11 protein-coding genes and 1 tRNA gene are annotated in these 12,337 nt (G+C 40.4%); 6 read left to right on the top strand and 6 right to left on the bottom strand.

Going from position 1 to position 12,337, the window contains the following annotated elements:
- Window positions 1–2: 2 nt before the first annotated feature.
- Window positions 3–1,103, bottom strand: coding sequence for a DNA alkylation repair protein (locus FN831_RS15695; RefSeq protein WP_142529120.1), 1,101 nt, complete (start codon window positions 1,101–1,103; stop codon window positions 3–5).
- A gap of 181 nt (window positions 1,104–1,284) precedes the next feature.
- Between FN831_RS15695 and FN831_RS15690 the strand changes: the two genes are divergently transcribed.
- Window positions 1,285–1,752 (top strand): Lrp/AsnC family transcriptional regulator, encoded by a 468-nt coding sequence (locus tag FN831_RS15690; RefSeq protein WP_142529119.1) that lies wholly within the window; start codon window positions 1,285–1,287, stop codon window positions 1,750–1,752.
- Window positions 1,753–2,085: 333 nt separating this feature from the next.
- Here FN831_RS15690 and FN831_RS15685 read toward each other — a convergent pair whose 3' ends face one another.
- Entirely contained in the window at window positions 2,086–4,536 is a 2,451-nt protein-coding gene (locus tag FN831_RS15685; protein ID WP_142529118.1) for a TonB-dependent receptor, read from the bottom strand.
- Window positions 4,537–5,071: 535 nt separating this feature from the next.
- On the opposite strand from FN831_RS15685, the gene FN831_RS15680 reads away from it, so the two are divergent.
- Window positions 5,072–6,097, top strand: a complete 1,026-nt coding sequence (locus FN831_RS15680) for a GntR family transcriptional regulator (RefSeq protein ID WP_142529117.1) — start codon at window positions 5,072–5,074, stop codon at window positions 6,095–6,097.
- A gap of 167 nt (window positions 6,098–6,264) precedes the next feature.
- Window positions 6,265–6,338: transfer RNA gene (locus FN831_RS15675), tRNA-Pro, on the top strand.
- Between the two features lie 331 nt (window positions 6,339–6,669).
- Here the strand turns inward: FN831_RS15675 and FN831_RS15670 are convergent.
- The 4 genes from FN831_RS15670 to FN831_RS15655 form a co-directional block, all read right to left on the bottom strand.
- Window positions 6,670–8,199, bottom strand: coding sequence for a TPM domain-containing protein (locus FN831_RS15670; protein WP_142529116.1), 1,530 nt, complete (start codon window positions 8,197–8,199; stop codon window positions 6,670–6,672).
- A 19-nt stretch (window positions 8,200–8,218) separates the two neighbouring features.
- The gene (locus tag FN831_RS15665; RefSeq protein WP_142529115.1) at window positions 8,219–9,100 is read right to left on the bottom strand and encodes a hypothetical protein; all 882 of its coding nucleotides are present in this window, start codon (window positions 9,098–9,100) and stop codon (window positions 8,219–8,221) included.
- A gap of 85 nt (window positions 9,101–9,185) precedes the next feature.
- Window positions 9,186–10,010, bottom strand: coding sequence for a hypothetical protein (locus FN831_RS15660; protein ID WP_142529114.1), 825 nt, complete (start codon window positions 10,008–10,010; stop codon window positions 9,186–9,188).
- Entirely contained in the window at window positions 9,989–10,408 is a 420-nt protein-coding gene (locus tag FN831_RS15655) for a Crp/Fnr family transcriptional regulator (protein ID WP_142529113.1), read from the bottom strand. The genes FN831_RS15660 and FN831_RS15655 overlap by 22 nt, the downstream gene beginning before the upstream one ends.
- 130 nt (window positions 10,409–10,538) lie before the next feature.
- Between FN831_RS15655 and FN831_RS15650 the strand changes: the two genes are divergently transcribed.
- From FN831_RS15650 to FN831_RS15640, 3 genes are all read left to right on the top strand, one after another.
- Complete coding sequence (locus FN831_RS15650) at window positions 10,539–10,862, top strand: putative quinol monooxygenase (RefSeq protein ID WP_142529112.1); 324 nt, start codon at window positions 10,539–10,541, stop codon at window positions 10,860–10,862.
- 220 nt (window positions 10,863–11,082) lie between these two features.
- Complete coding sequence (locus FN831_RS15645; RefSeq protein ID WP_142529111.1) at window positions 11,083–11,589, top strand: hypothetical protein; 507 nt, start codon at window positions 11,083–11,085, stop codon at window positions 11,587–11,589.
- Between the two features lie 172 nt (window positions 11,590–11,761).
- Window positions 11,762–12,334 (top strand): hypothetical protein, encoded by a 573-nt coding sequence (locus tag FN831_RS15640; RefSeq protein ID WP_142529110.1) that lies wholly within the window; start codon window positions 11,762–11,764, stop codon window positions 12,332–12,334.
- Window positions 12,335–12,337: the final 3 nt, after the last annotated feature.

The following is a 12,337-nucleotide window of genomic DNA, read 5'->3' as shown; positions in this document are numbered from 1 at the left end:
TCTTATTCTGAAAGGATGAAATCCAGTAATCCTTTCTCTTCTCCATTTACAATGATGGAAACCTGGTGTTCCCCCACATGAAAAACGCGGGTAGTAATCAGCCTGAAAGATTGCTTCCTGTTGATGTTCACGGTGACGTTGGGCTCATATACCTTTTCACTGATCTTAAATACCTTCCGGGCCAGATGCCCTTTTGATTTTTTATAATAGATACCATATTCCAGGCGAACAGTATGACTGGCAGGATTCTGGTTTGTAATAGAAAAAGCAAACTCTACACTATCGCCGATCTTTACTTCGGGCGTGAGTATCCTGAAATCCTGTACGGCAATATTTTCGCTTTCCAGTCCGTACTGTTTAAGTATCTCTGCATGTCCCTGTTTGAGTAAGGTACGGCTTCCGTGTTTGATGATCGCATCTGTTTCCTTACTGATCCCCTGCCAGCGGGCGGCCAGTGCAATCACTACATCAGGGTGGTCTTTTGCGATATCGTTGATGCTGTTGGCCACGCTCCTCCTCACATATTCAGAAGGGTCTGTTTTAAGGTTTTCCAGAATTGGCAGGATTGGTTCCGGATTGCGTTTAAGTGCAGGGATCGCCATCGCCCATGGCAACCTTGGCCGGCTGCCCTCACTGGAAAGTCGCCTTACATGATGATTTTTATGTTTCGACCAGGAAACCATTTCTTTGATCATCTGGTCACCGTATTTGATAATAAAGGGGCGTACTGCAAACTCGCAGCTGATAAACTGCGTGATAAATTCAAACGCGCTGACTGCGTTTTCCAGATCATCAAGTCCGTATGTTTCAATATAATCAGCTAAAAAGATATGTGCTAGTCCGCCCTGATCCTGCCCATCCGCTCTCAGTCTATCTATGATGTTTTTGATCAGTTGCACGGCCTCCGGAAAGTCAGCAGCAAGGAACTGATGAAAGCACCGGGTAGTATGTTTCATTCGGTCTTTCCACTCCATCTGTTCAAAGCCGTTGCCTAAAACAGCAGTCATAAACCCTTCTTTATCAAATGAATGATGAATAGATTTGACTGCCTCTGTAAATTTATTATAGAATGCCGGAGAATAGATATCTTTAATTAAGCCCATAAGATCATTTGAGAACAAAGTTATCTTATTTGCCACATTATACTGCCAGCAAAAAATCATATGCCGAATATTTTTTCAGGGTGGGGGTTGCAAGCAGACAGTCAAATATCCTATATTTGAATAATCTCTAACCAACCACCAAATATCAATAAACCTATACTACGTTAAATCGCTTTGAAGTATGAACCCGCATTTAGACCCTACAGATTTGGGCATATTAAATCTGCTGCAGGAAAATGGAAGGCTGACCAATAAAGAACTTGCTTATAATCTTAACAGGACAATTTCTCCGATTTTTGACAGGAGAAAACGGCTGGAAGAGTTAGGATATATCAAAAAATATGTAGCAGTGCTCGACAGGGAAAAGATCACCGCATGTATGGTCGCCTTTCCGCAAATCGTATTAAACAATCATAGTGAAGATGCACTGGCATCGTTTCAAAGAAGTGTGATTGCATTTCCTGAAGTACTGGAATGCTACCATATCACCGGGAATTATGATTTTATGTTAAAGATTATCATTCCTGATATGCACGCGTACAACGCTTTTCTTAGGCAGAAGATCGCTCCGCTGGAAAATGTGGGAAATGTACACAGTTCACTGGTCATCTCGCAGGCAAAGGCCGAGATTGGCTTGCCTATACTTTAATTGGCCCAGCTATACTTTAAAGGCCGGCTAAAACCGGCCTTTAAGATTATTAACTATTATTTACCTATTTGCCTCTGGCATCCACCCTCGGGCAAAGTTTTTGATCTATTTTATTGTTACTTAGTTGTTTAACCGGGCATTATCAGTAACATTTGTTTATTGATATAAACGTAAAGTTGGTAAGAGAAATTATAAATTTCCAGCGATTGATTGAAATAAGTAAAATTTGCTGCTTTTAATCAATTCATAAGCAAATCATGGGTCATCAGGCTTTCAAAGCAGGAGAAACCAAAATAATATTGGTAAATCCTCCTTTTAGATAGACTTTATCGCTTATCCTCCCGATTTTACGCGGTTTTGTTCTGCTGCCGAACCTTTGCTGCGCTGACGGGCACCTTTAATGTCGTTGCTTCCAAAGCGGTAAGTACAGGTAAGCCTGAAGATGCGGCTTTCTTCTTTTTCATTTACCGAATAATTTTGCCCAGGCAAAGCACTTGTTATACGCCACTTCTGCAGGTTAAATACATCATTTGCAGCAAATTTCACATTAAACTTTTTATTGGCGAACGATCTGCTTGCGCCCAGGTCTATACCGTACTGCGGTTTCATGGCCAGGGTTCCTTCTACCATGCTCGACTGGTAGAAACCAGACATCTCCAGGTTTGTGTTTGTATTGAGGGCAATGGTATGATTGGTATTGGCATTAAAAGATAGCTTACCGCTGCTGTAAGGTACTCCCAATAAGTTAGGCGTGCTGAACTTATTGTAATACACCGTCAGGTTATTATTGGTTGTCCACCATTTTGATATGTTTATCGGCGAGTTGATATTCAGGTTATATGATTTCTTTACCGCAAGGTTCCGGGAGGTGATAAACAATGTTTTTTGAAGGGTATCTGATAAAAGCACTCTCGTAATGGCATCACTGGTATGGCTATAGCCCAGCGTGGCATTCACCGTTTTTTTCCAGGAATAAGATACCTCAAAGGAGTTGGTATACTGCGGATTGAGGAATGGGTTTCCTATACCATAGGTATACAGATCTACAAATGAGATGAAAGGGTTCAGATCTCCATAATCCGGCCTGTCGATCCGTCTGCTGTAGGAGAAACCGATCTCATTGTTTTTTGATAAAACATGGTTTACGAAAAGGCTGGGGAACAGGTTTAAATAATGGCGTTTGGAAACAATCTGTTCTGTAACCGAATTACCTTTAGAGTTGGTTTGTTCTGCCCTCAGGCCTAGCTGTACCGTTGTACCGGTAAACTCGCGCTTTAAGTTCAGGTATGCTGCATTGATATTTTCATCATATTTAAACTGGTTACTTCGCCCTGCGTCGTTCTGCCAGTTGCCAGACAGGAAATTCTCAAAGGTGATGTTGTTGTCTGTGCTTACCACACTGCTCTTTACTCCCGCATCCAACTTCATCTTTTTACTGAAAGGATAGGTATAATCTGCCTTAACTGCAAACACAGTCACCTCAGATGGAGCAAAGCTTCTGAATATATATGGCGTTTTATAAGGTTGCCCGTTGATATCAAGATAGTTATTGTTATACAAGTTATCGTTCGAGTTCTTATATTTAGAATAATCTATATCTGCACTGATTTCCTGTCCAGCGGTGTCAATAGTACCTTTATAGTTCAAATTATAAGTGATCCCGGTATACTTGAAATCATTGGGAGTGGTTGCATTTACAGAAGAATCTGTGCGCAGCGGCTGGCTTCCGATCAGTGTTAATACTTTGGTATCGTTATTTCCCCCGCCATTATAACCGTTGATGGCTACGCCTATCGTATTCACACTATCGATAAAGTAATCCAGTCCTCCTTTAAAATTGTAGTTGCGCCTTGGCCCCACTCCTTCGCTGGTCTGATTGAAATAGGTTTGATCAGAAGTTGTATTGTTTACCCGCATAATATCCAGATTATGGTACTGCTTGCGGCGTGAATAATTGAAATCTCCAAAGACATTGAACTTCTTTTCCCTGTGGTTCAGCGATAAGCCTGTGCTGGCTTTGTAATACCTGCCATACCCCGCCCCTGCATTTACAGAGCCATTGGTACCATAATTCTTGTTTTTCTTTAATTTGATATTGATGATCCCCGAGTTACCCGCTGCATCATATTTTGCCGAAGGGTTGGTAATCAGCTCGATGGACTGTACTGCGTTGCCTTCTGTGGAGCGCAGCAGGTTGGCAAGCTGTTCGCTTGACATGTAGGTTGGTTTGCCATCTATCATCACCATTACGCCTTTCTTTCCTCTCAAACTGATGTTGCCATCTTTGTCTACCGTTACACCGGGCGCCTTTTGTAAGATCTCCAGCGCCGTATTACCGGCTGCCAAGACACTGTTTTCAATGTTTAGCACGGTTTTATCAACTTGTCTTTCTACCAGTGGCTTACGGCTCACAATATTGACGCTGTTCAGCTGTTTTGAAGTAGGTACCAGCTCTACCTGGTCTACTGTATAAGTTTTGCGGGTATCATTGATCAGGTACGGGCCTCTGAGCACTTTGGCATACCCTACCATATTGATGGCGATGATATACTGCCCGTCTGCAAGGTTAGAAAATATATAAGTTCCGTTATCTTCGGTGATTGATCCTTTGATCAAAGTGGAATCTTTTGCTTTGAGCAGGCTTACTGAAGCATAGGAAAGATTAGCGTGTTTCTCGTCCAGAACTTTACCGGATAGCTTTCCGGAACCTGTTTGGGCCTTCGCAGCAGACAACATAAAAAGACATATAACGAATATCAGTAAACGGGGAATTAATTTTTTCATCTTCAAAGCATTTATACCTTTAAGATGCAGATTGGTGTTAAAACGTTACAGCTGACAACGAATTAAATTATGATCAACTGATAATGAAACAGTTGCCCTTAAACAAAAAGAGCCACATTTGACTGCGGCTCTTAAAATAAGTAGAAAAAAGGTTACCAGCCCCGGTGATGCCCGTGACCATGTCCGTGTCCGTGACCACCGCGACCTCTACCTCCATCTTGTACGTAGCATGAGCTTAACAATGATGCTGTCACCAACAGCAGCATTAAATTTCTAAATGTTTTCATTTGCGTGTTTTTTAAATGTTTACCTAACTTCTACTACATAGACTATACCAATTATGAAAGGATTAAAACAACATTAAAATTATAATGTGAAGGGCTCGGGTTATCGGCCTTAAATATCAAATAATAGATACTGAAAACGTTTTAACCCATTGCAGACAAGCACGTTCAAGAATATAAATATTTTTTCTAAAATTCCATAAGGTTGTGGCATTCGGTACTTTAAACAACCAATTAGCATTACGCTTACCATGAACAACATCCAGAATATTGTTAGGATCGACGAGTGCGCCATGACTCCCAAGTACCTGCAGCTGATCAATTCGATCCTGGAGGGCATTCAGTCCGGGGAAATTAAAAAGAACGACCTTCTTCCCTCGATCAATGAGCTGAGCTGTACACTGGAAACAGCAAGAAGTACGATTGAACGTGCGTATAATGAGTTAAAACGGATGGGGCTGGTTACTTCTGTGGCAGGAAAAGGCTATTTTATTGTACAGACCTGCTTTCACAAACCTGCCAAAGTGCTCCTGCTCTTTAATAAACTGAGTATCCATAAAAAGATGATTTATGATGCCTTCGCTGCCACCCTGGGAACTGAAGGTGCCATTGATTTTTATATTTACAACAATGATTATCAGGTACTCAGGAAAATACTGGATGAGAAAAATGGTTACTACGAAAAATGCGTGATCATCCCCAATTTTAATGAAGACAAAGAAATGGGTTATGAACTGATAGACTCCCTCCCGAAGAAAAAGCTGATCCTGATGGATAAGCTGGCGCAGGGGATTTCCGGTAATTTTGGTGCAGTGTATGAGGATTTTGAAAATGACATTTACTCTGCACTTGTACAGCTGAAAGACAGGCTGGATAAATACCATACAATAAAACTGGTCTTTCCGCGGGATACCTACCACTCTACAAAGATCATCCGTGGATTCCGCCGCTTTTGCCAGCAGTACAGCTTTAACCATCAGATCCTCAGCTGTGTCCATAATGAAAAGATTGAGCCCGGCTGTGTATATATCAACCTCGTTGAGGACGATCTGGTGATCCTGATAGAAAAGATGATCGAAGGAAAGTTTAGAGTGGGCAAGGATGTGGGAGTAATTTCTTACAATGAGGTGCCCATCAAAAAGATTATCCTTGATGGTATTACCACGATTTCGACAGATTTTGCATTGATGGGCGAGAAAACGGCGGAGCTTGTGCTTAAAAATTCTGCTGAGCGGATTGCAATTCCATTTAAAGTGACGCTGAGGAATTCTCTGTAACACACTGAACAACAATACAACTTTTAGACAAAGTTTCATTTTCTGATTTGCCGCGAAGATTTTATGAGCGAAAAATGAAAATAAATTTGCGTACTAAATATAATGTTGTACTTTTGCAATCCCAACAACAACGAAGGTTATTTATAACCAGACTTGTTGGTCAAGTTCGGGGTGTAGCGTAGCCCGGTATCGCGCCTGCTTTGGGAGCAGGAGGTCGTAGGTTCGAATCCTGCCACCCCGACTTAAAAAGTGCTAAAACGCACCGAAACCCCTTAAAATTTGATTTTAAGGGGTTTTTTGTTTTTCTTAACCGATCCATATCGATCAAAATCAAGGAAAATGTGCCCTCTCAGCACTGCTGTTCATATTCTCTGCCTGCAGTAAGGAAGAAAACAGGCATCAAATAACATCACCAACCTTGGTAAATGTTAGATATGAAATAATATCAGAATCCAACTTTATACCTGCACAAAGCAATATTGTGTTTACTTTTAATGCTGTTGTTGAAATCCCTATCTTCCATAATTATCATTTTCCGGAATGGGCGCCAGCTGTACCAAACCTAAAAGGCTTTAAATTCTCTGTCGTGAACCCCGGTAAGCCGATCCATTGTTCATGCTCAACGGGATAAGGTTCTTTATCCTTAATGTGCTCGTCTTGGCCTTTGTTAACTTTTCCCAATTACTTCCAGAACCACCGCCCCCGGATGACCCGCCGCCCCAGCTATCAGAAGAACCTGAACTGCCGCTATCAGAATCGCTGTCAGAAGAAGAGTTCCCTGAATAGCCAGCTATCATTTGAGGAATAACAAAGCTGACATTAAATTCTGCTTTACAATACTGACAAGCGTAGTGATAAATCCCTGAGCCTTTATGTAGATAATCTGCTTCGTTCTCTATCGTATGGCTAACTATATGTGCAGTGAGATTTTTGCATTTCTGACATTCACAGAATTCAGATCCCTCCTTAATAAAAGGAACTTTTAACGGCGCATGGCCATTTTCACATTTCCAGATATCATAAGTCACAGTACCTAATTGCTCTGCCATTTTCTCTCCGTCTGTAAGATATGATGCACTGTCCATTGTTACCAACTGCATTTCCTTTTTGCATTGTTCACATAGGTAAGGTGAGTAACGAAGATCTTTCATCTTCTTTTGAACTTTCCTGTAGAAAAATATTAAGATGGGAAAAGGAAAAAAGATCGTATAAGTTTTTAACCCCTGCATTGCTGTATTCCATTTAGAATATTGTATCTGCCGTGGATTATGGGTCTCTTCTCTTGGATCCAGCACCTGGATATTGTTAAAATAAAAACCATAAAAAATCGCCCAGCAAAAATATATGGCAAGCAATACAAATACAAAGTTAATTTTCAACGGACTTAGGGTGCCTAACAGGATCACAAAGATAACAGGACCTGCAATTACGCTGATAATCACAAGTAAAGAAGATCTTCTTAATTTTGGTTTTCTTGCCAGGATAACAAATACAAATGTGAAAACGACATATAATGCACAAAAAATTAATGATAACATTTGCCTGTTTTGTTCCTTCTCATTGTTGTAAACTGGCTTACTATCCTGATGTGTTGCACCATCCGTCAAAATTCCGGAAATCATTTTAACACCTTCCAAAACCGCAGCATCATAGTCTCCCTTTTTTAAATTGGGAATCATAGCCTGCTGCTGTATGTGATTGGAAATAATATCCGGTATGCTCCCCTCTAACCCATATCCTACTTCTATCTCTACCCGTCGCTGATCTTTTATAATCAATACCAGCAGACCGTTATTTAATCCTTTGTAGCCTATTTTCCAGTCGCGGAACAGTTCCGTAGCGAAGTCCTTCGGTACCCCATCTCCGATAGTGTTGATTATCACTACCGCAACCTGGGCTTTTTTTTCCTCGTCCAGCCTTTTTAATATCTCATTTACTTTACCTGCAGTACTGTTATCCAGTGCATGATTTACATCACTGATATAACCAGTGCCTGCAGTCCTTGGATCGACAATACTATCCACAGGAATAGCTGCCTGAACAGAAAAACACCACAACACTGCAAATAGCAAAGTTGTGGTTAAGATTAGATTTTTAAACAAAGCTTACGATAATTATGAATTAATGGATTAACTCAAGTGTGTTACTTCCTTCAGGTTTGTGCAGCTCATAGAAAAAATACCGCAGTTTGCTTCTGTCATCTTTTTTAAAGATAGCTCTCAGTGCAGGTTCGCCTATATTTGGATAATCAGTCCGTTCAAGTGCAACTAAACGCCCGTTACCATAGAATTTCATTTTATAATGTTCTATCGGCTGCATCACTAATGTGGGGTCATGCAAGGTCTTTAAGTAAGTCGCCCATTGATTTTCAGTTCCCTCCTTATCAAGAAATAGGGCCTGGGCATAATTCTTTTCTTTTTTATAGATCAGTTTAGAAAGCTGATCTTCATCTTTATTTTTAACCACATTGATAAAATGCTGGTAAGCTGTCAAAACCTCTTTTAAGAGTACATCAGGGTCTTCTTTCCGCAGGTCTCTACTTTTCGACCAGCCTTCAAGCTCATAGGGAACATGCGCATCAAAAGTACCTTCATATACAGCAGTTTGTTTTCCTGCTTCAGTAAAAGGCCTGGCCTGAGTAGGCAGCTCAAAGATCGTAAAAGGAGATACTATGGTTTTTACACCTTCACCTTCATACTTCAATCCTTCAACAGTAATTTTGGCAATTATACTTTCGGATAAAGCCTTTATCGGTACACCGTTTTTAAATCCAGGGTACAGGATCAGCTTAAAGGTCTGTTTACCTGATTTAAGAATCACATCGTTTATTGGGGAACTGGTATTAAATGTACCGTTTACATCTTCAAAATACTGAGCCACAGGAACATCATTAATAAACAACTCAAAATTGCAGGCCCCAATCTCTATTCCGGCACGGTAACTGATTTTCTGTTCTTTAAATTTTACTTCTTTGTATAATTCAGAGATTGGTGTTGTATTCATTTTCTTTTTATTTTGTGCGCAAGCCATTAGCGAGCAGCTAATTAGTAAATATAAAATTGTTTTCCTCATCATAATTTATTAAATCCTATCCTATGCTAAAATATAATTTTCCTAATTCTTTCTCCTCTTGCTTATCGATCGCCTGGAATTTCAAAGACTTCTCTGCATTTCCACTAAATAAAGAATTAGATTCCTTTTTCGGGGCAACCGCTGCCCCGGCAGCAGAAGGAGCCTGCGCAATGTCTCTTTCACCACTGACCTTACCCTCTATCTTTGCTTTTCCAACAATCTCCAGGCCTTCAAATGTTCCATAATACATGGTGTAATATCCCTTTAGATCAAAATCTACAACACCTCTGGCCCACCATTTGGCTTTAGCTTCAATACTTGCTTCGGCCGATCCTTCTACGGCAACAAAAACATAGTCTTTTCTAACCTCTATCTTTATCTCAATTTTCACTGTAAATTCAAGGTCCCCGGTAATTGTTGCTATAGGTTTTCCGTTTGTGTCCCTGTCAGCCTTATTAAAGGAATTCTCTTTGGTTAGGGTGTTCAAAAACCCCTCCACTTTTCCGCCTAATGTTCCTTTAGCTCTTAATTCACAGGTAATTTTACTGCCATCACCAATCAGGGCCATGGTAAGATCTGCTACCGCAATTACCGCAAGGGCTATAGGATGAACACGCTGAATTAAAGCAAGAAAATCCAGATAGGCCGACAAACCAATTAAGGGCTTCGCTTCTACTTTCCCTGTTAACAGGAGTGCAGTCTGGTTCTGCAGGTCATCCCTTTGCTGAGAATTCACATTAACCCTGCACCAGCTGAAGGATAAAGTAATTTCCGGCCATTCGATATCTATCCCGGCAATATCCCTTTTAATATCAGGAACTAAACTGGTAATAGCCGACATGTCGGCTCTGGCAGAATTATTTTCATCACTCCCCCGAACTCCGGGATCTCAGTGCATAACATTTCAAAATTACTTTTATGAAACATAATCACTTCTGAGGCTTCTACAGCGTCAACATAAAAACTTGAAGGTTTTTCATTCAAATAGCTCTCCCTGTCCCCCGCCCACCAGTTTTCCACGGCGAAATAAATGATATGTTCTTTGCCTTTGGGGTCCACCCGGTACGTACGTAAACATCCCTTAGATACAAATGCCACAAACTGACACACATCGCCCTCCTGCAATAAATACTGATTTCGCCGCAGTTTCCTCAGGGATACGGAAGCTCCAATAAGTTCTGTATCTTCAGTTGACAGATCTATCTTTTCATTTAAATACGTATAAAGCGCATCGAACATCTGGCAAATTTAGCCATTTGAGCTTAATACTTGATCTATGGTAAGTGTTTTCTTATGATATATCAAGCGCCACAATTGTATCTAAAACTATCTTTGCATGTATTAATTGAGAATAAAAGAACACAACATTATGCAACAGTTGACATTAGCCATCAAGTTTACAGCTCCGGCAGAGAAAAGGGAAGAATTTAAACAGATCCTGACAGATCTTTTCATTACCATTAGTAATGAGAAGAATTTTGTTAATGCAACAATACATGAAGGGATTCAAAATATTAACGAATTCTTAGTGTATGAGACCTGGAATGATAACTTAGGAGACTTCCTGTCCATCCAGATGAAAAAGCCCTATGCCGTACAATTTGAAAGTACACTGGATGCTTTGAAAATTGTAAGAGAACCCGCAGCGTACAGTCCCTTCGCGCATTTTGGAACACATAAAATTTCTGAATAGTTTCAGCAGCAGTGGCATAAAAAACAGCTCAGCACGTCAATAACAAAATATTCCGCCCATCGGCATCTGTGATCTCATTGAAATCACATGAGGATATATAATCGACTATCATCATTCATTAAGTATAGTACATACCAGAAAACCGGTAGATGAAAACCATGGTTTTCTGGTATTGTCGCCAAAAAGACTAAAAATTACCTTTGATGGAAAAAATATACTTATGATGAAAACAAAGCGCTTTAATTTAAAAAAATGGACATCCATTTCCTTCTGTTCTCTTCTGATGGCTACAGCTGTATTTTCAACAGGCTGCGGCAAGGATGACGATAATACCCCTGAAAATGGAAATGGCGGCACCGGTAAAAACATCAAGATTACCATCACTGTCAGTTCGGCTGTAGATCAGTCTGACTATATATCTCTGGTATCTTCAGGAGGAACACTCACCCCGGGTGACAATACGATCTGGAAAACCAATGGCGTAACTCAGAACAGCCAGCAGGCCATAAGCCTGGCCAGGAACGATTTTACTGGCAGTACAAAGACTTATGTGATCGAATCCATCAAAAAATTGGATGCCTGTTCTATTGGAGTGCAGTTCATCAATTTTGGTCAGGACCTTAAGTTTTCTCTTAAAGTTGAAGTAGACGGAAAAGTTTCTGTATCCGAATCCGATAAAACCTTAACAGGCGAGGGAAGCGATTTTACAAAGCAATACCAGTTTTAGGCTGAAGGCCGGCATAGTAGCTTTGTGTAGCTGAGATAATGTTCAGCATGAAATTATTTCAGCTACTCAAAGCTCATCACATCTCCTTCCATCTTACTGAACAGATTTTCTCTTGTTAAGAACATATTCTACATTCTTAAAAACGGTATTCAACACTCTTAAATAGATATTCATGAAAAATTTTATAATAATCACTCTCCTCTCCATTTTAGCATGCAATGGATATTCCCAAAGTAAAAAATTCGCTAAGCCAAAGGAAGCGGGATACAGAACAGAAAATTTACAGGGGCACCTTGTCGACAAGGATACATACGAGTTTGATAAAGAAACACGCGTTAAGGTAGGTGATTCCATATTGGCGGGAGTACCAAGCGGTTCTGACTTTTTTTACCTCACAGAAAAGAAAGGGATGTTATCGCTTGACAAGATCAACAAGCTCAATTATCTGGTAGAAGATGTTGTACCCAGTGCAGGTAAACCAGTTCGCGCAGCTCAATACAACAACACAACATATAAAGCAAAGGATATACAGAGGCATGTTGATGGCTTAAAAGAAAAGCCAAACGTAAGCTATTCTAATAAAGCCAAATTATTAATGGGCAAAAAGCTGCTCATCACAGAATTCAGGGAAAAAGACTACGGAGAAGGCGTTAAAGAAGTATTGGCAACAGCCAAAAGCGGCTCGAAAAAATACAACATTGTATTTACAAAGGCGCTGCTTGAACATGAGATCTATCTTCAGTAATTG

This window comes from Pedobacter westerhofensis (assembly GCF_900182595.1).
GTDB lineage: Bacteria > Bacteroidota > Bacteroidia > Sphingobacteriales > Sphingobacteriaceae > Pedobacter > Pedobacter westerhofensis.
The sequence above is the reverse complement of the archived record's forward strand: the minus strand, read 5'-3'. Positions and strand labels throughout refer to the sequence as shown.